This is a genomic window from Marinobacter halodurans (assembly GCF_004327985.1).
Classification (GTDB): Bacteria; Pseudomonadota; Gammaproteobacteria; order Pseudomonadales; family Oleiphilaceae; genus Marinobacter_A; species Marinobacter_A halodurans.
In genome coordinates, this window is record NZ_SJDL01000017.1 from 60,783 (window position 1) to 85,457 (window position 24,675).

General features: G+C 61.3%; 17 protein-coding genes. 6 read left to right on the forward strand and 11 right to left on the reverse strand.

Translation table 11 applies throughout. From position 1 onward, the window contains the following. Positions 1 to 190: 190 nt before the first annotated feature. Positions 191 to 1,291, reverse strand: a complete 1,101-nt coding sequence (locus EZI54_RS12100; protein WP_131482147.1) for a Glu/Leu/Phe/Val family dehydrogenase — start codon at positions 1,289 to 1,291, stop codon at positions 191 to 193. A gap of 861 nt (positions 1,292 to 2,152) precedes the next feature. Between EZI54_RS12100 and EZI54_RS12105 the strand changes: the two genes are divergently transcribed. After that, the gene (locus EZI54_RS12105) at positions 2,153 to 2,926 is read left to right on the forward strand and encodes a sulfite exporter TauE/SafE family protein (protein WP_131482148.1); all 774 of its coding nucleotides are present in this window, start codon (positions 2,153 to 2,155) and stop codon (positions 2,924 to 2,926) included. Here the strand turns inward: EZI54_RS12105 and EZI54_RS12110 are convergent. Beyond that, positions 2,816 to 3,700, reverse strand: a complete 885-nt coding sequence (locus EZI54_RS12110; protein WP_131482149.1) for a substrate-binding periplasmic protein — start codon at positions 3,698 to 3,700, stop codon at positions 2,816 to 2,818. The two genes, EZI54_RS12105 and EZI54_RS12110, sit on opposite strands and share 111 nt — an antisense overlap. A 407-nt stretch (positions 3,701 to 4,107) precedes the next feature. On the opposite strand from EZI54_RS12110, the gene EZI54_RS12115 reads away from it, so the two are divergent. Continuing rightward, positions 4,108 to 4,980 (forward strand): MBL fold metallo-hydrolase, encoded by an 873-nt coding sequence (locus tag EZI54_RS12115; protein ID WP_131482150.1) that lies wholly within the window; start codon positions 4,108 to 4,110, stop codon positions 4,978 to 4,980. Between the two features lie 423 nt (positions 4,981 to 5,403). Here the strand turns inward: EZI54_RS12115 and EZI54_RS12120 are convergent, their stop codons facing one another. Genes EZI54_RS12120 through EZI54_RS12130 form a run of 3 tightly spaced genes read right to left on the reverse strand, consistent with a single transcriptional unit; the run spans position 5,404 to position 10,300 of the window. After that, positions 5,404 to 6,501, reverse strand: coding sequence for a DUF4340 domain-containing protein (locus tag EZI54_RS12120; protein ID WP_131482151.1), 1,098 nt, complete (start codon positions 6,499 to 6,501; stop codon positions 5,404 to 5,406). Positions 6,502 to 6,504: 3 nt separating this feature from the next. Next, positions 6,505 to 9,399, reverse strand: a complete 2,895-nt coding sequence (locus EZI54_RS12125; protein WP_131482152.1) for a Gldg family protein — start codon at positions 9,397 to 9,399, stop codon at positions 6,505 to 6,507. Beyond that, positions 9,392 to 10,300 (reverse strand): ABC transporter ATP-binding protein, encoded by a 909-nt coding sequence (locus EZI54_RS12130; protein ID WP_131482153.1) that lies wholly within the window; start codon positions 10,298 to 10,300, stop codon positions 9,392 to 9,394. The genes EZI54_RS12125 and EZI54_RS12130 overlap by 8 nt, the downstream gene beginning before the upstream one ends. Before the next feature lie 450 nt (positions 10,301 to 10,750). Here EZI54_RS12130 and EZI54_RS12135 point away from each other — a divergent pair, with 450 nt between their 5' ends. Both EZI54_RS12135 and EZI54_RS12140 read left to right on the forward strand, forming a co-directional pair. Further along, entirely contained in the window at positions 10,751 to 11,305 is a 555-nt protein-coding gene (locus EZI54_RS12135) for an isochorismatase family protein (protein WP_131482154.1), read from the forward strand. A gap of 59 nt (positions 11,306 to 11,364) precedes the next feature. Further along, positions 11,365 to 12,723 (forward strand): nicotinate phosphoribosyltransferase, encoded by a 1,359-nt coding sequence (locus EZI54_RS12140; RefSeq protein WP_131482155.1) that lies wholly within the window; start codon positions 11,365 to 11,367, stop codon positions 12,721 to 12,723. Between the two features lie 9 nt (positions 12,724 to 12,732). Here EZI54_RS12140 and EZI54_RS12145 read toward each other — a convergent pair whose 3' ends face one another. The 6 genes from EZI54_RS12145 to EZI54_RS12170 form a co-directional block, all read right to left on the reverse strand. Beyond that, entirely contained in the window at positions 12,733 to 13,008 is a 276-nt protein-coding gene (locus tag EZI54_RS12145; protein WP_131482156.1) for an ACT domain-containing protein, read from the reverse strand. Further along, positions 13,005 to 14,726: an acetolactate synthase 2 catalytic subunit gene (gene ilvG / locus EZI54_RS12150; RefSeq protein WP_131482157.1), complete on the reverse strand. Its 1,722-nt coding sequence runs from the start codon at positions 14,724 to 14,726 to the stop codon at positions 13,005 to 13,007. Before ilvG ends, EZI54_RS12145 begins: the two co-directional genes overlap by 4 nt. Before the next feature lie 305 nt (positions 14,727 to 15,031). After that, positions 15,032 to 16,870: a protein kinase domain-containing protein gene (locus EZI54_RS12155; RefSeq protein WP_131482158.1), complete on the reverse strand. Its 1,839-nt coding sequence runs from the start codon at positions 16,868 to 16,870 to the stop codon at positions 15,032 to 15,034. Positions 16,871 to 16,937: 67 nt separating this feature from the next. After that, complete coding sequence (locus EZI54_RS12160; protein WP_131482159.1) at positions 16,938 to 18,536, reverse strand: dihydrolipoyllysine-residue acetyltransferase; 1,599 nt, start codon at positions 18,534 to 18,536, stop codon at positions 16,938 to 16,940. A 26-nt stretch (positions 18,537 to 18,562) separates the two neighbouring features. After that, on the reverse strand, positions 18,563 to 19,540 hold the full coding sequence (locus EZI54_RS12165) for an alpha-ketoacid dehydrogenase subunit beta (RefSeq protein ID WP_131482160.1): 978 nt from the start codon (positions 19,538 to 19,540) through the stop codon (positions 18,563 to 18,565). Between the two features lies 1 nt (position 19,541). Beyond that, positions 19,542 to 20,738: a thiamine pyrophosphate-dependent dehydrogenase E1 component subunit alpha gene (locus EZI54_RS12170; protein WP_123632775.1), complete on the reverse strand. Its 1,197-nt coding sequence runs from the start codon at positions 20,736 to 20,738 to the stop codon at positions 19,542 to 19,544. Positions 20,739 to 21,149: 411 nt separating this feature from the next. On the opposite strand from EZI54_RS12170, the gene EZI54_RS12175 reads away from it, so the two are divergent. Together EZI54_RS12175 and cas3 are read left to right on the forward strand one after the other, a co-directional pair. Continuing rightward, positions 21,150 to 22,112 (forward strand): helix-turn-helix transcriptional regulator, encoded by a 963-nt coding sequence (locus tag EZI54_RS12175; protein WP_131482161.1) that lies wholly within the window; start codon positions 21,150 to 21,152, stop codon positions 22,110 to 22,112. Positions 22,113 to 22,250: 138 nt separating this feature from the next. Further along, entirely contained in the window at positions 22,251 to 24,674 is a 2,424-nt protein-coding gene (gene cas3, locus EZI54_RS12180; RefSeq protein WP_207389205.1) for a CRISPR-associated helicase Cas3', read from the forward strand. The last annotated feature ends 1 nt before the right edge of the window (position 24,675 follow it).

The following is a 24,675-nucleotide window of genomic DNA, read 5'->3' on the forward strand; positions in this document are numbered from 1 at the left end:
TTGGTCATCCCCGAAAGCTGCGGGCAAACGGTGGGCTAACCGCCCGGTGGCACCACAGCTTCCTGTTCTGTGCGATCCTGCTGCGAGGGAAGCACCTTAAAGGGCCTCCGGGTCCAGTGTCTGTCAGGGATTCCCAGGGGACCGAGGCCAGGGTCTGGCCCCGGCCTCATCAACGGCTAACTCAATGATTTCAGCTCACTTTGGCCAGCTTGCCGGTCGTGTGCCGAGGTTGAGCGGGGGTATGGCGGAAGCGCTCCTCCGCCAGAAGGTTCGCGATGGTACCCGTTGGCAGGCCCTCGCGGCTAGAGCGCCGGAAGATTTCGTCCAGGGTGTCGCCGATGGACTCCACGTGGGCACGGACCTTGTTGTGGTCGTGGTCGGTGCGTTCATGGAAAACGTCGATGATACCGCCGGCATTGATGACGAAATCCGGCGCATACAGGATGCCGCGCTTGAGCAGCGCCGCATCGTGTTCGGGGTGTTCGAGCTGGTTGTTGGCCGCGCCGGCCACCACTTTGGCCTGCAGCTTCGGAATGCTGGTGTCGTTGAGCACGGCGCCCATGGCACAGGGAGCCACCACGTCCACCGGCAGCGTCAGGATCTCGTCGGCGGAGACCGGTGTTGCACCCAGTTCGTCGACCGCGCGCTGCATCTGGTCCTGGTGAATGTCATAGACCCACAGCTTGGCCCCCGCTTCCTTGAGGTGGCGGGCCAGTCGGAAGCCGACGTTGCCGATGCCCTGGATGGCCACTTTCAAACCCTCCAGGTCGCTGCGGCCGAGACCGTGCCTGACCGCCATGCGCAGGCCCACGTAGGTGCCGTAGGCGGTAGCCGGTGACGGGTCGCCGTTGCTGGGCAATCCGTCGAAACCGATGTGTTCCTTGATGCCGGCAACGTGCTCGGTATGACGGCCCATGACCTTCAGGTCAGCGACGCTGGTGCCGGAGTCCTCGGCGGCAATGTACTGGCCACCCAGTTTCTCCAGGAACCTGCCCATGGATTCCAGCAGGGCCTCGGTCTTGTGCTGGCGCGGATCGCCGATGATCACCGACTTGCCGCCGCCCAGATCCAGGTTGGCCAGCGCCGACTTGTAGGTCATGCCGCGTGACAGACGCAGCACGTCGCGCAGGGCTTCCTCGTCGGTGGCGTAGGGGAACATGCGGCAGCCGCCCAGGGCCGGGCCGCGCGAGGTGTTGTGGATGGCCACGATAGCCTTGAGGCCGGTTTCCGGGTCGCAGAAAAAGGACAGGTGTTCGTGGTTATCGAACTCAGGATGGCTGAATACGTTCATGGCGTTTCACCTTACTTCCGGGGCCGCCTGTACCCTTGTGGGGCGGACAGGAGGCTGGTGGTTTTTCGGGCGACAGTGGGATTGCCATCTGCCGCCTGCTTTTAAGTTTAGTCTGCTTGAGCCCCTTGGGGTTCAGACGGCTTTGCCAGCGATCTGGTGCTGCCGCTGGCTTGTCGGGTTACGCATAGCGAATCACCGTTGGCTGGGTGTGCGCAGGCACGACCGGTTATTGCTGGACGCGACGACACGAAAACCGGGGCGTCATCACCTGTAGGGCGCGATGGCGGCGTGGGGACTCGGTGTGATTCGTGGTGATGCGTCTTGCGACGAAGCGTCTGTCAGGGGCGATCGACGAGCGATCAGGGGCATACGGGATAGGGTGGACAGCGCCTTGAACAGGCACGATCCCATCAGGGGTGCGGTCGATTGATTCATTGTTGAAATCCTTTCCACGTTGCCGGATCTCGGCTGCCGTGGTCGTGTTGTTCTTGTAAGCCCGCTTGTGGCCGGGTGATCGATTTCAGTGTCCTGCTGGTTACCCTCGTGAGGTGCAGGACAGCGAATAACCTAGAGGGTTCGGCAGTCGGCGTCAATGCCCAGAAACTGACCAGTCTGTAACGCATCGTCACCGCACCGGGGTGCCCGTGTGGATAGTCCCAGGAAATACAGGTGGTTATAAAAATGAACAACTCGTCGAAACAATTCCGGCGGCCCACCACTTTGGACCAGAGGCGCATGAGAAAAGCGTGTGCCGGGAGAAACCGGCAAGAGGTCGGGGAATAGTTGCCGATGTGAATATTAATCCAGGGTATCGACGTATACACTGCCTTGTTTTCATTGAGGTTATCCGAGCCGGGTGCTATGTCTGATCTATCCGCAGTCCAGTATGTCCTGATTGGCCTGATCTTCGTCTGGAGTGGCTTTGTCCGCTCGGGGTTGGGGTTCGGCGGTGCCGTGCTGTCGCTGCCGTTCCTGCTGTTGGTCCACGACAACCCGTTGGCTTTCCTGCCGATCATTGCCATCCAGTTGCTGGTGTTTTCCGGCCTGACCATCGTCATGAACAACCGCAAGAGCCAGGCGGCCAGGCAGCCGCAGGGTGGGACTGTGGACTGGCGTTACCTGGGCCGTATCCTGGCCATCATGATCGTTCCCAAGCTGATCGGCGTTTTTGGTCTGGTGACCCTGCCACCGACGATCATGAGCACGATCATTTTTGGCATCGTGACCGTCTATTCCATTTCCTACCTGTTGGATCGCCCCTTTCGCAGCAGGAACAGGGTGGTGGACGTGGTCTTCCTGATGCTGGGCGGCTATGTCAGCGGCACCTCGCTGATCGGCGCCCCACTGGTGATCGCCGTGGTCGCCCAGCACCTGCCCAAGGAAAAGCTGCGGGACACGCTGTTCGCCCTATGGTTCATCCTGGTCACGATCAAGATGGCGGCCTTTATCGCTGTCGGTGTCGACCTTGAGTTGAAGCAACAGCTTTGGCTGCTGCCCTGTGCGGCGGTGGGGCATGTGATTGGCCTACGGTTCCATGACTACATGCTCAAGGCGGAGACGCCGGTCTTCTTCCGGGTACTGGGGGCTGTCCTGCTGGTGGTCAGCTGTATCGGGCTGTGGAAGGGGCTGGCCTGAAGCGTCAGTGGTCCCCGGCGTGATCGTGCCGCTGTCCGGCCCGTCGAGCAGGTTGATATAGGGCGCGTAGATGGCCTGGCTGTCGACCTTCCTGGCCGCGTTATTGAGACGTTCAATCAGTGCGGTCTCTGCTCGCCTGACGGCAAACCCGGCATCGATCTGTTTGACCAGCCGGTAGTAGACCGGCTTCGTGGTTTGTTTCCGGATCTGGCTGACCACGGACATGCGTTCAAAGATCACTGCATTGACCCGCCCGGCCAGCATCATGTTGACCACCCTGGGTAGCGACCCCTCCACGAAACAGTCCCGGTCGAGTCCCGTCAGTTCGGAGATAAACGCCGAATTGCCGAAGGGCGTGCCGATCAGTATTCGACGGGCCGCTTCTGGTTCAAGGTCGTCCGGGTCCGGGCTGAACACGTCCATCCTGGTGGGAACCCGGTAGTCCAGCTCGATGGCATAGTCATAGAAGCGTTCCGTCTCCAGACCGAACGGGGTGTGGCCGATCAGGTCGACGTCACCGGCCATCAAGGCCAGTTTGGCCCGGCTGTAGGGCATGATCGACACGTGCAGGCGCATGTTCGCCTGTTTTGCGAGCGCCCGAAGCCATTCGACGCTCTGCCCGGAGCCGTCTTCCCGGATCAGCGGGGGGAGGGGTTCCAGACCGACACGAAGGGTTTCCTGCGCCTGTGTGAAGATCGGCGCGGCCAGGATGCAGGCAGCAATGAGGTTTATTAACCTTTTGATGCGATGGTGTTTTTCAAGAGATTTGGTCATGCTGAAAAGCATAGCAGGCGCCCTTGGTGCCGCCATTTCTCCACCCTGCATGCGGATACGATTGGCCCGACCGACACGGTAGCTTCCGGGGGGCATGAGCGGTATCGGACTGCCATGTCCTGTTGTCTCCCGGGCCAGGCGGGAATTTTGGTGACCTGCTTGCTCTCTCATCATCTGTCTGGGTGTTTTTTGACCCAGAACATATTCCCACGGCGCCGAAGGTATAGGGTCCAATCGTAGGTTCTTTTTTTAAAACCACCTAACTCAGTGGATTGCACGTATTCAGCCAGGTTCTCAAGAGGTGGTATCCAGTGACACATTGGGAAATTCAATTTTACGATTTATTCATAATTGATCTAAGCTTATAACAAAATGCAACCCTGGCTGCGGCCAGAAGGTGGATCGCCATGACGACACAGATACCTCAAGTGAAAATGTTCTTTGACGAGCCGACCAACACGTTCAGCTACGTCGTGCGCGACCCGGCAAGCCGGGCTTGCGCCATCGTCGATTCGGTCCTGGATTTCGACTACGCGGCGGGCCGCACGAATGTGCGCTCAGCAGATGCGATTATCGACTACGTTCGGAGTAATGACCTGTCCGTCGAGTGGATCCTCGAGACCCACGTCCATGCCGACCATCTGTCGGCATCGCCCTACCTGCATGAAAATCTGGGCGGCCGGACCGGAATCGGTGCCCACATCATCGAAGTCCAGGAAATATTCGGTAAGGCGTTCAATGCCGGTACCGGGTTTGCCCGCGACGGCAGTCAGTTCGATCGCCTTTTCCAGGAAGGCGACACGTTTCGGATCGGCAGCCTGGAAGGGCGCGTCCTGCATACGCCCGGCCACACACCGGCCTGCTTGACGTATGTCATCGGTGACGCGGCCTTTGTTGGCGATACCCTGTTCATGCCGGACTATGGCACCGCACGCTGCGATTTCCCGGGGGGCGATGCCCGCACGCTGTACCATTCCATCCAGAAGGTGTTGTCGCTGCCTCCGGAGACCCGCCTCTTCCTGTGCCACGACTACAAGGCACCGGGGCGTGAGGCGTATGTGTGCGAGACGACGGTGGCCGAACAGAAAGCCCACAACGTCCATGTCCATGATGGCATTTCCGAGGACGACTTCGTGCGCATGCGCCGGGAGCGCGACGCCACCCTGGGCATGCCGCGACTGATCCTGCCGTCCGTGCAGGTGAACATGCGGGCGGGCCACATGCCTCCGGCCGAGGACAACGGGCAGGTTTACCTGAAGGTCCCGCTCAACCTGTTCTGAGAAGCCTGGGGTGTATTGACCCATGAGACGGCAGTGGTTGCGGAGCCGAAGGACATGCCATTAGCCGCGGGCTTCTGAAGCGTCGGACAAGTAGGTTAGGCTGACGCAGGAAGCCCAACAGAGGCCATCCCGTAGCAGAAAGGGTGACCCGACAAAGAACAGGCTCGGAAAGGGGCCAATGCGCGCGGTGAATGGAAACCCAAGAGGGCATGAGTGGGTTACCGGAAGAGAGTTGTTGGGCTTCCTGCGTCAGCCCAACGAATGCCGGCCGTCGCTCGCAACGCTTTTGCAACACCCTCTTTAGCTTCTGAGGCGCCGAAGGTGCCCCGGAAACACATGCCAGGAGCAACACGATACCCACAAAAAAGCGGGTGCCCATCATCGATGGCACACCCGCTTCGGGTTTAGGGCGATAGGGCCGGCTTACTCCGCCGGCTCGTCGTCCGCCTTGTCGTTGGCCGGCTTGTTGCTGGCCGTGTCGGCTGCCTGCTTGTCATCAGCCGCTGCCACCAGCAGCTTGTCGGGCGAGGCCGCTTTCTCCAGCGTTTGGCCCAGCGTCGCATTGATCCGGAACGTCCGGTCCTGGTCGGATACGGACAGGAACCAGGGTTCGGCTTTGGGCTGCTGGCCGGCTTTGGCCTTGGTCTTGTCCGCCGCCGTGTTATCCGTTTCCGCCTTGGCAAACGTATAGGTCACCGACTTGCCGTCCTGCTTGTCGAGCTTGATCGTCAGGTTAGGCTGGGTCAGTGCCTGCTTGGCCGCATCGGCATCGGCCAGTGACTGGATGCGCAGGCCGGACATCTGGCCCGCCAGGGTGGCCGCCGCCTTGGTATCCAAGGTCTTGCCGCTGGGCAGGCCGTCCACATGCCATGGGGCCGGTGCCCTGGTCTTGTCCGCCTTGTCGCCATCATCCTTGCCTGCCGGCTTGTCAGTGGTCTGCGTCAGCTTCAGGTCGCCGACCTCGATGGCGGCGATCTTGTCGATGGGCGTGGTCAGGATTTCCTTGTCCAGCCAGCTGTCGCTGTCGACCGGTGCCTGGTAGGCGGCCAATTTGACCCGGTAGATGTTGCTGTCGCCTTTCAGGCGGGCGTAGGACTGGTCGGCGCCCGGTGAGCTGCCGAGGTAGACCGTGGCCACATCCTTACCATCGCGGCGCAGCACCAGGCGGCGCTTGAAGTCGTCCTTCGCCACCTTGAAGCGGCTTTGGGCGTCAGCCGACGTGGCCACTGGAATACCCTGCCTGGCGGCAACCAGCGCGTCCACCAGTTGGTTGGCCTGGTCACTGTTGGCCGGGAAACCATCCAGTGAGGGCAGTTGCCACTGGTCGTCCTGGCGCTTGAGCGTCAGGGACGATTGGGGCCCGTCGGCGATGACGATTTCGTCCAGGTTATCCAGCGACGCGCTCAGCAGGGGCTGATCGGGTGCCACATCGCTGATGTCCTTGTGCGACATATTCAGGCCGAAGGCCAGCAATACCTGGACCCCCAGCAGCACGGCGAGTATTCGAACCGTTTTTGCCATCCGTTAAACCTCCGCAAGAATCCGTTGATAGCGACGACGGTCGCCGGCACGCACACTACGACGCCACAGCCAGACCAGTAGCAGCGCGAGCGCCGCCAGGCCGTAGTTCAGGTATTCCCAGAAGCGCTGGGTGTCGTTGTCCATCGGCACCAGGGTGCGGGCAAACTGGGTCTGGCCGCGAATGGCGAGCAGGCCCGGATCCTCCAGCGACCAGTCGATGGCGTTCTGCACCATGTCGATGGGCTTGGTGTAGACCGTGCCCAGTTCCTGGGACACCAGGTTGAGCATGGTGTCGGACGCAAAGGCGTTGCTGGCGATCAGCACCAGCCGCGATGAATCCGGCGACTGCTTGATCACACTGGTGAAGGTCGGCTTGTCGGCCTGCTTCTTGCCCTTGGCGTTCTTCGTGGCCTTGCCGCCCTGGTCGTCCGCGGACTGGGCCAGTGGTGACTGGCGGTCGGCGTAGTAGGACTGGAACTGCCCCTTGATCGCCACGGCCAGCGTCTGCGCTTTGGGCTCGCCCTGGGTGGCGAAGCCGAGCTGCGGGTACTGGTTCATGTTGGGGATGGCCTGGGTGCCGTCGGTGGTCCAGGTCTGCGGCGAGCTTTCCAGCAGGCGGGTGACCTTGCGATCGCCCATCGTTTTCTTGTCGATGGTGATCGGTGACGCCCAGCCCAGGGTCATCTGGTCCAGCGAACGGGTCACCGGATGCTTCGGATTCAGCTCGTCGCCGCGCAGGTCCGGGAAGGGCGCGTAGGGCACCATCTGGATCTCGCGGAAGTTCATGCCGCCCACATTGCGGGTGACCGGGACCGGCAGTGAGGAACTCTGGGCATCCAGCACCATTTTCTTCTGGATCGTGATGCCCATTTGGGCGAGCCAGTCTTCCAGGCCGGACTTGGTTTTCTCCATGCTCAGGGAACGGCCGGCGCTGACCTTGAACGGGGAGGTGGCCATCACGATCCGGCCGCCACGCATCAGGAACTGGTCGATGGCAAAGCGCTGCTTGTCATCCAGGTCCTGCGGGGCGAGCACCAGCAGCAGGTCGGTCTCCGCCGGTACCTTGCCGTCGGACAGTTGGCTCTGCTTGACGCGGACATTGTCCTTCAGTGCGGCCATCAGCTTCTGGTATTGGGACTGCGGCGGCATACCGCGCATCTGGCGCATGCGGGCCATCGGGTCCTGCGGTGCGACGACGGTGACCGTCTTCAGCACCCCCGGCGTCAGCCGTTGCAAGGCCGCTTTGACGGAGCGCTTCATGGCCGCTTTGTCCAGAGTGTCGGGCAGGGGCACCGGCACCACGTTGTCGCCGCTTTGCAGGGTCATGTTGAACCAGAACGGCTGCGGGTCGGTCAGGCTGGCGATGCGCGGCTGATAGCCGTACTGCTCGGTGAGCTGATCGCCCAGTTTGCCGCCGTTGGCGTCCGGGTCCTCGATCTGGATGGACAGTTTGTCCTCGTGACCCTTGGCCATGTCCTTGAGGATATCGGTGACGTTGCCTTTCAACTGGACCAGTTCCTTCGGCAGTTTCTGCCCGGAGGAGAAATAGCCGTGGAAGGTGACCGGCTGGTCGAGGGTCGCGAACGCGTTGTCACCGGCGCGATAGGTGCTGACCAGCTTGTGGATGGTGCGGGTCAGCTCGTATTCCGGACTCTTCAGGGCGACGTCGAGCTTGTTGTCGCTCTGGGACTTCACGTCGATCAGGTCGCGGAAACCGAGCACTTCATACTGGTCGCCGTAGGACACCACTACGTTGAAGTAGGCGTTGACCACGGAAGACTGGTAACGGCTGGCGGTCTGGAAAGGCACCGGCTTGATGCCATACCGGGACGCCGCCTGTTCTTCCACCGCATGATCCTTGGTGGGATCGAGGAACTGCACCTGGACGTTCTTGCCGCCGGCAATGGCGTATTCCTGCAGCAGGTCGCGGATGCGGGGGACCAGCGGTGCCAGCAGCGGATGGGTCTTGTCCGAGAAGTAACCACGGATCACCAGCGGTTCGTGCAACTGGTCCAGTTCGTGGTAGGTGGCATCGGACAGGGAATACATCTGGCTCTGGGTGATATCGGCGCGGGCGCTGCTGACCGGGGTCAGCCAGGCGTTGGCGACGACGAAGTTGGCGATGGCCAGCATGCATACCCAGGTCCAGCCCCGGTGGCGGCGATTGGGCGGGTTGCCGGCCCAGCGCATGCGCTCCAGGCTCAAACGGTTCAGCACCAGGAACACGCCGGTGATGGACAGGTAGTAGTACAGGTCGCGCAGGTCGATCACGCCGCGGGTGATGGAATCGAAGCGGCTGCCGGTGCCGATCTCCTCCAGGAAATGGGCAACCTGGTGACCGAACAGGTTGGTCAGCAGGCTGGAACCCAGCAGGTAGAAAATGCCGCACACCAGGGTGGTCAGGATCAGCGACACGATGGGGTTGTCGGTGCGGCTGCTCATGAACAGGCCGATCGACAAATAGGCCGCGCCCAGGAACAGGGTGGCGACGTAGCCGCCGATGACCGGACCCCAGTCCAGCGGGCCGATGAAGGACACGGTGATGGGCAGCGGCAGCGTCATGGCCAGCGCCAGCACCAGCAGGCCCATGCCCGCCAGGAACTTGCCGCCGATCAGGTGCAGGGGGCCGACCGGGGAGGTCAGCAGGCTTTCCACGGTGCCGGAACGGCGTTCCTCGGACCAGCTGCGCATGGTCAGCGCACCGATCAGGAAAATCAGCAGCAGCGGCATCCACTCGAACAGTGGGCGCACGTCGGCGATGTTGCGGGCAAAGAAGGCCTCGCCCCAGAACACCACAAACAGGGTGACCGCCAGGAACACGCCCAGGAACAGGAAGGCGGCCGGTGAGGCGAAGAAGCCCCGGAATTCCTTGCGGGCGATCGTCATCAGATCATGCATGGGCGGTCTCCTCGTTCACCTCGGCAAAGACTTTCTCCAGGTCACGGCGCTGGGGTTCCAGCGCGTGTAGCGGGATACCGGCGCGGGTCAGGGTCTCGACCACCTTCGGCGCACAGTCCAGCGGTGCATCCAAGTGGTAGCGCCCGGGCTGGTCGTCCACCGGGGTCAGCGCCTGGATCTCGTCAAGGGACGTCAGGTGTGGGCGCGGGTCGCCTTCGACGCTGAGCAGCAGGCCGCCGGATTGCTGCAGCTCCTCCAGCTTGGCATCGACGACCAGTTCGCCTGCGCGCATGATCAGCACCCGCTCACAGACCGCCTGGACTTCCTGCAGGATGTGGGTGGAGACAATGACCGTGGCGTGCCTGGCCAGGTCCCGGATCAGGTCGCGCATCTGGCGGATCTGGGTGGGATCGAGGCCGTTGGTGGGTTCGTCGAGGATCAGGATGTCCGGCGAGTGCAGCAGCGCCTGGGCGACACCGACCCGCTGGCGGTACCCTCGCGACAGGGTCTGGATGCTGGCCGTGGCTTTGGCTTTGAGGTCGGCGCGGCGGATAGCGTTGGCGATGGCCTTGTCGCGCTTGTCTTCCGGCACGTCGTGCAGCGCCGCCTGGAAAGCCAGGTAGTCGATGACCGTCATCTCCGGCCAGACCGGGCAGTTCTCCGGCAGGTAGCCGATGCGTTTCTGCATCATGCGGGTATCCGGGCCGAGCACCAGGTTGTCGATCTTCACGGTGCCGGCTGTGGGTTCGAGATAGCCGGTCAGCATCTTCATGATCGTGGTCTTGCCGGCGCCGTTATGGCCCAGCAGACCGACCACTTCACCGTGACCGATCCGGAAGCTGACATCCCTGACCGCCGTCAGGTCGCCGTAGCGGCGAGTCAGGTTTTCCACCTGAATCATGTTGGTTCTCCGTCGATTCCATGAGTTGGGAAATGGGGGGTCGGGCAAGTCCCTGCCAGCGCAGGGCTGATGTCAGATCGGGGGCGGTGGGGGAGGGTGGTAAAGGAAGCCGTTGTTTGTCGATAGAACGGTCGATCTTGCATCAGTCATCGCAGATTCCGTGATTCCTGTTATTTGAAAATGTGGCGGAACCGGCCGCTCGGGGTTCCGGGAACGGTCCGGAATGGAAGGACTGACACGTTTCGGCGAAGTTCCTGATGGCAATTGAGCGAGATCAACTGTCGCCAGGAGCGGCTGTTGGGAAGGGCCGGGCAGGAATGCCCGGCCAGTCGGTCCTGTTGTCGTCCTGCTTGCAATTTCCGCACAAAAACCCAACGCTGTTAGTGGGAGCCTTTGTCGGAGACTCACAAACCTGTCGAGCCCTCCCCGCCCGGGGGCAAGGAGTTCAGCATGGTGACTTCCAACAACTCGGCGTTGTTACTGGTTGATATCCAGAACGATTTCTGCACTGGCGGCAGCCTGGCGGTCCCCGGCAGCGGTGAGATTATGCCGGTCGTGAACGCCGCCATCACCGATGCCCAGGACAAGCGCTGGCCGATCATCGCCTCCCGTGACTGGCATCCGGTGGATCATTGCAGCTTCAACCACCGCGGTGGTCCCTGGCCCGTGCACTGTGTCCAGGACACTCACGGTGCGGCCTTCCATCCGGAGATGGATCTGCCGGCCACGGCGATTCGTGTCAGCAAGGGCACGGCTTTCGAGACCGATGCCTACTCCGCCTTCGATGGCACCCAACTGGAGCAGTTCCTGTCACGTCGAGGCATCAAGCACTTGCAGGTGATGGGGCTGGCGCTGGATGTCTGTGTCAGGGCTACCGTGCAGGATGCGTTAAAGCTGGGATTCGATGTGGAGTTGCTGGCCGCAGGCACCCGCGCCGTGGATGCCGACCAGGCAGACGACGTGCTGAATCAGCTTGAGGAAGCCGGTGCGACGGTGCTTCGCTGAATCGGTCGTGGTACGCCGTTGCCCTGACAACCAGAAACCGGATCCGGAGGAGAATGTTTATGGTCGAAGAGAAAGACCTGGCACTGCTGGTTGACCTGTATGAGTTGACCATGGCACAGGCCTATTGGGCGGAGTCGATGGACGACACCGCCGTTTTCAGCCTCTTCTTCCGTAAACTGCCGCCACATCGCAATTTCATGCTGGCCTGCGGTCAGCAGCATATTGCCCGGATCATCGAATCGCTGCGCTTCTCGCAGGAACACATCGACCGCCTGCGTGGCATGGACCGTTTTGACGACGACTTCCTGGACTGGCTGCGCCGCTTCCGGTTTACCGGATCCATCCATGCGCTGCCGGAAGGGACGCCGGTGTTTCCCCAGGAGCCGCTGCTGGAGGTCGAAGCGCCCATCGCCGAGGCCCAGTTGCTGGAAACCCTGGTCATGAACTACGTGCACCTGGAAACCGTGCTGGCGTCCAAGGCGGCGCGGCTGGCCCTGGCCGCAGACGGCAGACCGGTGATCGATTTCGGCACCCGTCGCATGCACGGACTCGATGCCGCCTATCGGGGTATTCGCGCCTTCCGTATGGGCGGCCTGACCGGAACCAGCAACGTGCTGGGGGGACTGGATTTCGACCTTCCCGTCCGCGGCACCATGGCGCACAGTTTCGTGCAGGCCTGCGCCGACGAAATGGCAGCCTTCCGGGCCTATGCCCGGCTGTATCCCGGAACGACCCTGCTGGTGGACACCTACGACACGGAAAGCGCGGTCGCCGACATCATTGACTGGCTGAAAGCCGAGCCGGACGTGGACATCGGCGCGATACGCCTGGATTCCGGTGACATGGCGGAGCAGGCCTTCCATTGCCGCCGCATGCTGGATGAGGCCGGACTGACGCAGATCCGGATTCTGGCCAGCGGCGGCCTGGACGAGTACAGCATTGCCGAATACCGCCGCAACGACGTGCCCCTGGATGGTTTCGGCGTCGGCACCGCGGTGGGGGTATCCAACGACGCACCCACGCTGGAGTTGGCCTATAAGCTGACCGAATACGCCGGCAGACCACGCATGAAAAACTCGCCCGGTAAGCAGTCGTATCCCGGGCGCAAGCAGGTCTATCGCTGCCAGGACAGCGCCGGCCGCTCTATCGGCGATCGCATTACGCACCGGGAGGAGGCGGCCGACGGCACGCCACTGCTGGTGCCCACCCTGCGTGCGGGCCGGGTGGTCGCCAATGCTATCGCGCCACTGGCGGATGCCGTCGCCTACTGCCACGAGGCGGTCACGGCCTTGCCGGAGGCCCAGCGCCAACTGGACGACGCCGAGCCTTATCCGGTCACCATCAGCGACCGGCTCAAGGACCTCCAGGCCCACACCCTGGAGAGGGTGCGGCCCCATCCGCCAGCCCCTGACGATTGATCGGGTGCGTCAGGCGCTCTGGCGGACGCCCGTCAGGGCCTGCTCCGGGCCTCGCAGGGAACACACCGTGTGCAGTTTCTCGATCTGGCGGCGCAGCGTGTCGATGGAGCGCTGACCGCTGAGCACCATGTCGATGGCCAGACCGTCGGCGTCGGTGCGCACCTGCATTTCCTCGATCCGGAAGCCGCGAATGCGGGCCACCTGGCACAGACGCTCCAGCGCCGCCGGCTCCGGTCGCATACGGCAGGAGAGGGTGTGGGTCTTGTGATCGGCTGAACTGGTCATGCTGCACTTTCCTTGTTTTTCGCGGAGGTTGAGGTTGGGCGCTGGCTCTCGTCCAGCATGTCCCGGTTCGAGGCGCCGGGTTTGACGATCGGCCAGACGTTTTCCGAGCGATCGATGCGCACGTGCAGGAGCATCGGCCCGTCGTAGGCCAGGATGGTCTGGATGCCCCGGCGAACCTGGTCGGTGCGCTGGATCGCCAGGGTCGGGATGTCGAAGGCCCGGGCCAGGGCCAGGAAGTCCGGGTTGTCGTCCAGGTCGATCTGGCTTTCCCGGTTCTCATAGAAAAGCTCCTGCTGCTGGCGGACCATGCCCAGGCACTGGTTGTCCATGATGATCAGCTTGATGGGTAGCTTGTGCCGGCGGATGGTGGCCAGCTCCTGCGCGTTCATCATGAAAGAGCCATCGCCCGTCACGTTGATCACCGGCCGGTCCGGGAACGCAAACTGGGCGCCGATGGCCGCCGGCAGTCCGAAGCCCATGGTGCCGAGGCCGCCGCTGCTCAGGTGGTTGCGGGGGTGATCGAAACGACAGTATTGCGCGACCCACATCTGGTGCTGGCCCACATCGCAGGCGACGATTGCATCCCGCGGGGCAATATCGGTCAACTGGCGCATGAATTCGGGGCCGGAGATCGGCGCATGGGGATCTTCGTTGATCGCGGTCTGGAAACCCTGGGTCTTGCGCCAGGTCGCGCACTGTTGGCGCCAGTTCTCGATGGTCAGCGGCTGGCGGATCAATGCGTCTGCCATGCTGTCGAGGATGTCCCGCAGTTCACCCCGGATGGCCAGATCCGTTGCCCGCAGCTTGCCGAGCTCGGCGGCGTCCGTATCGATATGGATGACCTTCGCGTTGGGCGCAAAGGTGGCCACGGCGCCGGTGGCCCGATCATCGAGCCGGGCGCCGACCACCAGCAGCAAATCGCAGGTGTCGACGGCCATGTTGGCCGCCTTCGAACCGTGCAGGCCGAGCATGCCCATCTGGTCCGCGTTGTCGTAGCCCGGGTTGCCGATGCCCTTGAGTGTGACGACGTTGGGCAGGCGCGACGCTTTCGCAAATCGTCGGAAGGCCGATTCGGCATGGGCCAGGCTGACGCCGCCACCGCTGTAGAGCAGCGGCATGTTAGCCTCGCGCAGCATGGCGAGCGCTTCGTCGATCTCGGCCGTCGGGTCCGGCAGTGGGGTGGCGGTGGTCGGCGCCGGGGCTTTCGGCTCGCCGATATCGGTCAGCAGGATGTCCTTGGGAATGTCGATCCAGACCGGTCCCGGGCGGCCGGAGCCGGCCAGTTGCAGGGCCTCTTCCAGGATCGCCGGAATCTCCGGCGCCTCGGTCACCAGGTAGCTGTGCTTGACGATGCCCAGCGTCATGCCGAGCACGTCCGTCTCCTGGAACGCATCGGTGCCGATCAGGCCGGAGGGCACCTGGCCGGTGATGACCAGCATCGGGATTGAATCCCGGTGGGCGTTGGCCACGCCGGTGATCAGGTTGGTGGCGCCGGGGCCGGAGGTGGCCATGCACACGCCGGTGCGGCCGCTGGCCCGGGCGTAGCCGTCGGCGGCCAGGGCACAGGCCTGTTCGTGCCGGCAGAGCACATGCTCGACACCCACATCCTCGGCGACCAGTGCGTCGTACAGCGGCATGATGCAGCCGCCGGGGTAGCCGAATACGGTGTCGATCTGGTGACGCTGGAGCGCGTCGAGTATGTGCTGTGCGGCGTTCACGTTCGTCTTCCTTCTCTTTTGATTTTTCGAAGCCAAAAAAAAGCCCCCGGGACCTTTCGGTGCCGGGGGCTTTCGGTGTTCTGACGGGTTGTTGGTCTAGCTCATCCTGTCATCCACGCAAAAGCCCCCGGTTGGCACCACGACCACCAGGACTAGCTTTACGATGACGACGACAGGATTGAAATTCATGGAATCAGTCTTTTGACCACAACAATTTGATTGGCAAAAACATAACCTGAGGTTCTGCCTGGGAGCAACCCTTTTTTTTACAGAAAGGGAAAATTTGGGACATTGCGCAGATGGTATCAGGCTTTTTCAGCCCTTGGATTTTTTGGGTAGTAACGGTCCGGCAGGCGCTCGATGTGGGGGAAGAAGCGCGTGTCCTTGTAGGGCATCTTCATGAAGCCGGACACGCCCAGCCCGGTGATCTGGTCGACGGCGGACAGGATATCGTCCAGGTACCGGCGGAATTCCGCCTCCCGGTCGGGATCCAGCAGCCGGTAGTGGCTGTGGATCTTCAGGTGCCGGGGCAGGGCCTCGAAGATGATCATGCCGGTGTGGTGGATCGTGTTCAGGGCTTCCAGGGCCTGGATGATGGTGTCCGGCAGGACCAGGAACTCCTCCGGGTCCGGGCCGTCCTCGAAGTAGGAATGGACCCGCGAGTCGTCCTCGATCTCCGGGGCGGCGCTGACCTCGTAGGGCAACTGCATCTCCGGTGTGATCCGGAAGGGCTGGTCGGGATCGTCCCGGTCGATGTGCAGGGTGTCGCGGGCGTTGAACAGGCAGCTCTTGAAGATCCCCTGCCGGTAGATGGCCTGGGCCAGACTGACCATGTTGTTCACCGCCGTGACGAACGCGTCCCGCAGCGACGGATCGTGCAGGTTCAGGGACGTATCGACGTAGATACCCTCGGTTTCCCAGCGAATCGCCAGGCCGCCCTCCACCGGGTACTGGCCGAGTCGGCTCACCGCGGCGAGGAAGGCCTTTTCGGTTTCCCCCATGCCCTGCATGAAGTTCTTGTAGTAGCGGTCCAGCTGCACATCGTTGACGTCGCTCAGGGTTTCCGGGGCGCCTTCCTCGCGCAGGAACGCCTTGCGCGAGCTGTAGACGACCGTATCGATCTCCCGGTCGGAGTGGCGGGTCCAGACGGGCACCATCGGGCTGGGCGGCGAATCCGGCAGGTCGATCATGACGGTGCGCGCCATCCGCGGCATTTCCCGGAGGTAGTAGTCACCGGCCTTGCGGCGCGTGTCCGGATCCGGGTCGAGCAGGCCGTCGAGCATACGCGCAAACTCCATGGGTAACCCCAGCGACGTGGCCGGAATGGCCCGATGGCCGAAGCGGCAGGACTGACCGGAGGCCAGGGCATAGAGCGTCCCGGCGGCGCCCTGTTCGTCGAAGCGCGGCGACGACAGCCCGCCGTGGAGCTGTTCCTCGCCGATAAAGTAGACGTCTCCCAGGCGCGCGTTGGTCTGCTGGAGGTTATCGGACATCAGCTCCATGACGTTGGCGGTGACGAACTGCTGGTTGGCGTCCAACTGTGCGTACACGGCAGACCCCCAGTCGATCAGGGCGATGTTCTCGGTCTCGGCGTCGAAGACGAGATTGGAAGGCTTGATGTCGCCATGGACGATGGGGCGGCCGGCGGGACCGGACTCCAGGCGCAGGTTGCGCAGGATATCGGCCAGTTGGTCGGCGATGCGCATTACCAGGCGCGGCCGCAGGCGGCCCTCGCGCAGGGACACTTCTTCCAGGTTGATCCCGGGCGCCCGTTCCATCACCAGGATGGGCTGGTTGCGGGCGCGCTGGAAGGCAATCAGTCGCGGCACGCGGGGGTGCTCGACCTGTTCGAGGATATAGGCTTCATCCTCAAGCCGGTCCTGCAGGTGCCGGGGCAGGTTGACGCGCGTGAACTTGAAAACGTGCTCCAGGTCACGCGCGCCTTCCAGGGCGAGTCGCCCGGAAAAGACAAAGCCATAGGCGCCCTTGCCGATCATCTCGATGTCGCGATAGCCCAACTGGCGGAGCTGGTCGGTACACAGCGCCACCCAGTCCTTCAGCTTTTTGGCATCGTCCTGGCTGAGCAGGTAGATCGACTGCTCTTCCGGGATGTAGAACTGTTGCAGTTGGGCCTGTTGCGACATTCGGGGCTTCTCCAGGGCCCCGGCTCAGTGGCCGGGGCAACACACCATCAGCGGTTATCAGGCCTCATCAGCCGAGATGAAGCAACATGGTTTGCGGTGACTCCAGGTAGCGCTTCCAGAGGTTACTGAAGCGGGCCATGGTGCCGCCGTCGATGATGCGGTGATCGCCGCCCCAACTGGTGGTCATGATCGCCCGTTCCACCACCTGGCCATGGGCGTCGAAGCGCGGCAGGTGCTGGGTCCGGCCCAGGGCCACGATCGCCACTTCCGGCGCGTTGATGATGGGTGCGGCGTAGGTGCCGCCCAGCGCACCGATGTTGGAGATGGTGATGGTGCCGCCCTTCAGGTCCTCCTGGCTCACGCGCCCGGATCGGGCTGCCTCGGTCAGGCGCGCGACCTCATCCGCAATCTCCAGCAGGGTCAGTTGCTCGCAGCCCTTGACGTTGGGGACGATCAGGCCGACCTTGCTGTCCACGGCCATGCCGATGTTGCACTGCGGCTGGTAGTGGATTTCGGTGACCTCCTCGTTGATCTGGCTGTTGAAGATTGGATACTCCTGGATCGCCAGCGCCATGGCTTTCATGATGAACGGCATCAGCGTCAGGCGGCTGCCGCGGGCCTCGGCCTCCGGCTTGAGCTGTTGGCGCAGGGCCAGCAGGTCGGTGACGTCGATGTCCTCACTGAAATTGAAGTGGGGAATGGTCGACGCCGATTCCACCATGCGCTTGGCCATGACCGCCTGCATGCCCCGGATCGGTTCGACGCGCACCTCTTTTGGGGCGGTGCCGGCGCGACGGGCCTGGGGCTTGTCTTCCGTGGCTGCTGCAGTGGCGGCCTCGTGAGCAGAAGGCTGGGGATTTTCCAGGTGGTTCAGCACGTCGGCCTTGAGCACGCGGCCGTCCTTGCCGGTTCCCGGAATGTCGGCCAGCGTCAGCTCGTGCTCCCGGACCAGGCGCCGGACGGCCGGACTGGCCGGGATGCGCGGGCGTTCGCCGGATTTTGCCGGGGCGGGCGCCTTGCTCGCCGGTGCCGGTTCAGCGGCCTGGGGGCGGGACTCGGCCCGGGGCGCTTCACTATCCTCCTCCCGGTCACGGGGCACGAACGCGAACAGTGGGGAGTGGACCCGGGCCAGCTCGCCCGCCTGGTAATACAGCTGGGTAACGCGGCCGGCCTTGGGGGCGGTGATCTCCACCATGGCCTTGTCGGTGGTGACGTCGACCACCGGCTGGTCTTCCTCGATCTCGTCACCCTCGGCAATGCGCCATTCCACCACTTCGCACTCGACGATGCCCTCGCCGATATCCGGCAGGATAAAGTCCTCGGTCTCGCCGTCGGCGGACGGCGCGGTTTCGCCCTGGTGTTCGGCTTCGGCGGCCGGTGCGGCCGTCTCCGTCGCCTCGGCTTTTTCCGGTGCCGGGGCGTTGTCGCCGTCCACTTCCACCAGCTCAAACAGCGGCGCGTGGACCTTGGCGATGTCGCCTTCCTGATGATACAGACGCGTCACGCGACCCTTGTAGGGGGCGGGGATTTCCACCAGCGCCTTGTCGGTCATGACTTCGGCCACCGGCTGGTCCTCTTCGATGATGTCGCCTTCGCTGACCAGCCATTTGACCAGCTCGCACTCCACGATACCTTCGCCGATATCGGGCAGAATAAAATCACTCATGGTTACTCTCCTGTGCTGGAACCGATCTAGAAATCAACGCTTTCCCTGATGGCCTCGTAGACCTTCAGGTGATTGGGCAGGTGCTCTTTTTCCAGCACCAACGGGAAGGGCGTATCCATCCCGGTGACCCGCGCGATGGGGGATTCCAGATACAGGAAGCAGCGTTCCTGGATGGTGGCGGCGATTTCGCCGGCAAAGCCGCCGGTCAGCGGCGCCTCATGAGTGACCACCAGGCGACCGGTCTTCAGCACCGATTGCGCCACGGTTTCCACATCCCAGGGCAGGATGGTACGCAGGTCGATGACTTCGCAGGAGATGCCTTCTTTCTCGGCCTGTTCGACCGCCTGTTCGATCACCTCCATTTGCGCGCCCCAGCCCAGGACCGTGATATCGGTGCCTTCCTTGACGATCTCGGCCTCGCTCAGCGGCAGCTCGTATTCCCCTTCCGGAACCTCGCCGACCGACGCCCGGTACAGGCGTTTGGGTTCGAAGAAGAGGGTCGGGTTGGGATCGTGGATCGACGCCAGCAGCAGGCCCTTGGCCTGGTGCGGGTTGCGGGGCACGACGATTTTCAGGCCGGGGGTGTGGGCAAAGTAGGCTTCCGGCGACTGGGAGTGATACAGACCGCCGGCGATCCCGCCGCCATAGGGCGCCCGAATCGTCAAACCGCCCACGTTGAACAGGTTGCCGGAGCGGTAGCGGTACTTGGCCGACTCGTTCACGATCTGGTCGAAAGCCGGGAAGATGTAGTCCGCAAACTGGATTTCGGCCACCGGCGTGGCGCCCTGGGCCGCCAGGCCGTTGGCGAAGCCGATGATGCCCTGTTCCACCAGCGGGGTATTGAAACAGCGGTCCTTGCCGTACTTCTGTTGCAGGTGGCTGGTGGCCCGGAAGACACCGCCAAAGACACCGACGTCCTCACCGAAACACAGCACCCGGTCATTGGCCGCCATCGCGATGTCGAGGGCATCGTTGATGGCCTGCAGCATGTTCATCTTGGCCATGTTACGCCCCTCCTTTCTTGGTCTCTGATACCGCGCCGGCGCTCTTCGGATAGGCGTCCGGATACTTGCGGATATGCGCCTTCAGCTTCTCGAACTGACGGTTCAGGGACGGAGGGACCTCGTCATACACATCGGTGACGAGGGATTCGAGCGGGGGTGGCGGGCGCTTCTGGGCGCGCTTCATGGTTTCCAGCACTTCCTTGCGGAGGCTTTCCTGTAGCTGCTTTTCTTCGTCCTCGCTCCACCACTTGTGCTTCATCAGCCAGCGCTGCATGCGCAGGATCGGGTCTTTTTCGCGCCAGACCGCTTCCTCATCCTTGCTTCGGTAGCCGGACGGGTCGTCCGAGGAGGAGTGAGCGGCCAGGCGATAGGTCATGGTCTCCACCAGCACCGGCCGGTTTTCCTCGACGGCCAGCTTGCGGGCGGCCTTGGTGGCTTCATGGACGGCCAGGATGTCGTTACCGTCGACCCGGATGACATCCATCTTGTAGCCATAGGCTCGCGGCGCCACACCGTCGGCGGCAAACTGCTCGGTGGCCGGGGTAGAGATGGCGTAACCGTTGTTACGGCACAGGAAGATGACTGGCACCCGATGGACGGCGGCCATGTTCAGCGCGGCATGGAAGTCGCCTTCGGAGGCGGCGCCCTCGCCGAAATAGGTGATGGTGCAATGGCCGTCGCCGGCCAGCTTCTGCCCGTAGGCATAGCCGGTGGCCTGGGGAATCTGGGTGGCCAGCGGAGAGGAGATGGTCATGTAGTTGAGCTTGCTCGATCCGTAGTGAACCGGCATCTGACGGCCCTTGCCGTAGTCCAGTTCATTGCCGAACAGCTGGTTCATGAACTCATCGATGGTAAAGCCGCGATAGGCCAGGGCGCCTTGCTCCCGGTACTGCGCCATGATCATGTCGGCGTCGTCCAGGGCGGCGGCACTGCCGATCACGGCGGCTTCCTCACCCGTGCACTGCATGTAAAAGCTCAGGCGGCCCTGGCGCTGGGCGGCGAGCATGCGCTCGTCCAGTACGCGGGTCATCACCATCGCCTTGTAGATGCGAAGGGCTTTGTCCTTGTCGAGGTCCGGCTTCTTGCCGCCCTTGTAGAGCGTGCCGTCCTGTTTCAGGAGCTTGAAGGTGGGAATCCGGAATTCCGCACCGTCGGTAAACACCGGAGAGTAAACAACCTTGGATTTTGTTGTTGTCATAGTCCTCTTCCTGGGGTAATGGCTTGAGGAACAAAATGCCCCTTGTGAGGGCACCGTTGTCAGTTGAGCTTTCTCCGACCGCAGGTGCATGGGCCATACGGCGTCCTCACACTCTGACCATCAGGATAGCTCTTATACGCCCGCGCATCGGGTTTGGGTAAAACCGTCTGGACGGGCGCGAAGTTGACCTTAACGTAAACTGCGAGATTTGGACAGACTTTAAACGCGACATGATTGCCGGTGTCGGGTGAGCCCTGCGCAGGGCAGCGTTTCTACAAGCTCAACCATGATGATCAGGGGTATCTCCTTGATGCGTTGTTTCTTCCGATCTGCTGCAGTGGCACCCCATGACCATAGAGGCTACGCTTTTTGTTGCTTGAAAGGGACTTGAATTGCTATAAGGACGCTGACTTGAGCCGTTTCGACCGCATTTACCGTATACACGATATTCTCCGCAGTGCCCGTCATCCCGTACCTATGCGTCGATTTACGCAGGCGCTGGAAGCCTCCCGCAATACACTCACCCGCGACTTTGAATATCTGCGTGACACCTTGGGTGCGCCGCTGGTCTATAACCGCGAGCGCAACGGTCACGAATACGATCCTGAGGCGCCGGTATTCGAACTGCCCGGCTTCTGGATGAATCCCGGCGAACTCTATGCCCTGTTGGCCTGTGAGCAATTGCTGGAGGCTGTCCAACCCGGGATGATGGCGCACCGGTTGGCCCCATTGAAAGAGCGCATTCGTCATCTGCTCGGCGAAACGGGCCATGATGCAGAGCGCATCAGCGAACGCATCCAGGTTCAGCCTATGCAGGTGCGCAACTCGGCCCGACGGGTTTTTGACCCCGTGGCTGAAGCCACGCTTTGCGCCAAAGTGTTGGACATCAGTTATCACGGCCGCTCGAACGCGAGCGCGACCCGGCGCCGTGTTCACCCTCAGCGCCTGCTCCATTACCGCTCAAACTGGTACCTGCTGGCTCACTGTGAGCAGGCCGCAGCCCTGCGTCTTTTTTCGCTCGACCGAATCTCACACCCCGACATCCTCGATGAAGCGGCTATCCCGGTGGCTGCCGCTGACCTGGATGCGTACACCTCCTCCAGCTTCGGCATATTCGGTGGCGAGCCAAAGGGCATCGCCCACCTGAGGTTTTCGGACCACGCCGCACAGTGGGTTGCCGATGAGCAGTGGCATCCGGACCAGAGTGGTGAGTGGCGGAGCGATGGCTTCCACCTGGAAGTCCCATACGCGGACACGCGGGAACTGGTGATGGATATCCTGCGCTATGGGGCGGATGTGGAGGTGATGGGGCCGGGGGAATTGAGGGACGAGGTGGTTGAGCGGGTAAGAAAGATGGCTGGCCTGTACTGTTAATTTGGACAGTGGTGCGGGGATTGGTGCAGTAGCCAATGTAGGCTCACTAGCATGTTTTAAACTTTGCGAGGCAGGTGTCGTTTGAAGAATACAAAGTATATGGCCCACAAACGGCAAACTGACGGAGCTGACCAATCAGTGTACGAGCACCTGCAGGAAGTCGGTGACCTTGCTGAAGAGTTTGCTCGGAAGATAGGCCTAGAAGGTGCGGGACGACTGATTGGTCTCCTACATGATTTCGGGAAATACAGTTCACAGTTTCAGAACTATATCAAATCGGCAACAGGCGATTACGACAGGGATGATGACGATTACGTCGATGCAGTTTCACTGAAAGGAAAGATTGATCACTCCAGTGCGGGAGCTCAATGGCTGTGGAAGAAAATGAGGGTGTTTGGCGGTGCTGGTCAGGGAGAGCTCTGCGGTCAGATACTCGCGCTCTGTATAGCTTCCCATCATAGTGGCCTGATTGATTGTGTCGACCGGAACGACAGGCTTGTTTTCAGCGAGCGAATGGCAAAGCCTGAAGCAAAAACCCATGTTTCGGAATGCGATGCCAGCGCAGACAAGGAGCTTATTGAGCAGATCAAGGCTTTGGCGGATGTTGGGTTGGTAAAGGAATTGTTTGGCAAGCTCCAGAATCTTGCTGATTTCGACAGAGGAAGGCGCGAGGGTTTCACGATCGCCGAACATTTCAGAATCGGCTTCCTGACTCGCTTTCTGCTCAGTTGCTTGATTGATGCCGACAGACTGAATAGCGCCGAATTTGAAATGCCGGAAAGAGTTGTCGAGCGTGAAGCCAGGGTAGGTAATCAATCATGGCCGATAGCGATTGGCCGGCTGGAGGAAAAGTTGGCGCTCTTGTCGGCTAGGAACCATGTTGATGAACTTCGAAGCGAAATATCAGAAAACTGCCGGTCTCGAGCTGCAGGTAAGCAAGGCATATACACATTGACAGTCCCGACAGGTGGTGGGAAAACCTATGCCAGCCTGAGGTATGCACTGCATCACGCCCAGAACCACGGTCTGGACCGGATTATCTACATCATTCCTTATACGTCCATCATTGAACAAAACGCCCAGGCGATCAGGGATCTAATTGAGCGTGATTCCGATGACTTTCCCTGGGTGCTGGAACACCACTCGAACCTGGAGCCGGAGCAACAAACATGGCAGAGCAAACTGGTTTCAGAGAATTGGGACGCACCGATTGTTCTGACTACCATGGTGCAATTTCTGGAGACCTTGTTTAGTGGGGGAACCCGGAGTGTTCGTCGGCTCCACCAGCTCGCAAACACTGTGCTGGTCTTCGACGAAATACAGACCTTGCCGGTTAACTGCGTCCACCTGTTCTGCAATGCGGTGAATTTTCTGGTGGACCATTGTCGCACCACGGCTGTTTTGTGTACGGCGACTCAGCCGCTTCTGAACCAGTTGAGGAATCCGGACCAGGGCCAGCTTGTTATCCCCGATGATAATGAGCTGGCGGGCAATGTTGCTGAGAGCTTTGAGGCCCTTAGCCGGGTTAATATCGACAACGCATGCAAGCCGGGCGGTTGGTCACTGAATGAAGTTTCCGAGTTAATTATGGAGCAGTACCAGATCGTCGGCAGTTGCCTACTGATCGTGAATACCAAAGCCTGGGCCAAGTCGGTTTACGAAGCCTGTAAGGAGCATGTGGGCTCAGAGGCTCTGTTTCACCTGAGCACGAACCAGTGCCCCGCCCATCGCAAGCAAATGTTTGGCGTGATTCGATCCCGTCTTGACGAGGGGTTACCGGTTCTCTGTGTTAGTACGCAGCTTATAGAAGCCGGGGTTGATATAGATTTTGCCTGCGTTATCCGTTTTGTAGCTGGGCTAGATTCGATTGCCCAGGCTGCCGGAAGGTGCAATCGAAATGGCCGATTGAAAGATGATGCCGGCAACCTGCGAAAAGGGCATGTGTATGTCGTTAACCCGGATCATGAAACCACCGGCATGCTTGAGGATATTCAGGTAGGTAAGGAAATGGCCCACCGGGTGCTGTCAGAGGCACATGACGACTTTCTCGCGCCAGCAGCAATGAATCGATATTTTGAATATTACTTTTTCAACCGGGCTGGTGAAATGGCTTATCCGTTGACGGCCAAACAGGTGGGGAGAGAAACAAGCATTTTGAATCTGCTGAGCGCAAATTGCGGCTGCAATGCCGAGTATCCCGGACGTGCGGGACGAATACCTCTCATGAAGCACTCTTTCCAAGAGGCAGCAAGACAGTTTAAGGCGATTGATGCACCCACTGAGGGGGTCATCGTGCCATACGGAGAAGGCATTGCACTGATTAACGATCTGTGCGGTATAGGGAAAGAGTTTGATCCGGGAACCTACTACCGAAGGCTTCGTGATGCACAGCAGTTCAGTGTCAATCTGTTTCCGAACGTGTTTACGAAACTGCGGGAGGTGGGGGCACTACATGAAATTCAGGAAGGCTACGGTATCTATTATCTGAAAGAAGAACATTATAGCGAAGCTTTTGGCGTGAGCGCCGAAGTGGTGGCCAGCCATTCATTTCTGAGCGTGTAGA

Excerpts from the sequence above, each read along its gene's own strand:
- EZI54_RS12100 (WP_131482147.1), bottom strand. The coding sequence starts at position 1,291 with ATGAACGTATTCAGCCATCCTGAGTTCGATAACCACGAACACCTGTCC.
- EZI54_RS12105 (WP_131482148.1), top strand. The coding sequence starts at position 2,153 with ATGTCTGATCTATCCGCAGTCCAGTATGTCCTGATTGGCCTGATCTTC.
- EZI54_RS12110 (WP_131482149.1), bottom strand. The coding sequence starts at position 3,700 with ATGACCAAATCTCTTGAAAAACACCATCGCATCAAAAGGTTAATAAAC.
- EZI54_RS12115 (WP_131482150.1), top strand. The coding sequence starts at position 4,108 with ATGACGACACAGATACCTCAAGTGAAAATGTTCTTTGACGAGCCGACC.
- EZI54_RS12120 (WP_131482151.1), bottom strand. The coding sequence starts at position 6,501 with ATGGCAAAAACGGTTCGAATACTCGCCGTGCTGCTGGGGGTCCAGGTA.
- EZI54_RS12125 (WP_131482152.1), bottom strand. The coding sequence starts at position 9,399 with ATGCATGATCTGATGACGATCGCCCGCAAGGAATTCCGGGGCTTCTTC.
- EZI54_RS12130 (WP_131482153.1), bottom strand. The coding sequence starts at position 10,300 with ATGATTCAGGTGGAAAACCTGACTCGCCGCTACGGCGACCTGACGGCG.
- EZI54_RS12135 (WP_131482154.1), top strand. The coding sequence starts at position 10,751 with ATGGTGACTTCCAACAACTCGGCGTTGTTACTGGTTGATATCCAGAAC.
- EZI54_RS12140 (WP_131482155.1), top strand. The coding sequence starts at position 11,365 with ATGGTCGAAGAGAAAGACCTGGCACTGCTGGTTGACCTGTATGAGTTG.
- EZI54_RS12145 (WP_131482156.1), bottom strand. The coding sequence starts at position 13,008 with ATGACCAGTTCAGCCGATCACAAGACCCACACCCTCTCCTGCCGTATG.
- EZI54_RS12155 (WP_131482158.1), bottom strand. The coding sequence starts at position 16,870 with ATGTCGCAACAGGCCCAACTGCAACAGTTCTACATCCCGGAAGAGCAG.
- EZI54_RS12160 (WP_131482159.1), bottom strand. The coding sequence starts at position 18,536 with ATGAGTGATTTTATTCTGCCCGATATCGGCGAAGGTATCGTGGAGTGC.
- EZI54_RS12165 (WP_131482160.1), bottom strand. The coding sequence starts at position 19,540 with ATGGCCAAGATGAACATGCTGCAGGCCATCAACGATGCCCTCGACATC.
- EZI54_RS12170 (WP_123632775.1), bottom strand. The coding sequence starts at position 20,738 with ATGACAACAACAAAATCCAAGGTTGTTTACTCTCCGGTGTTTACCGAC.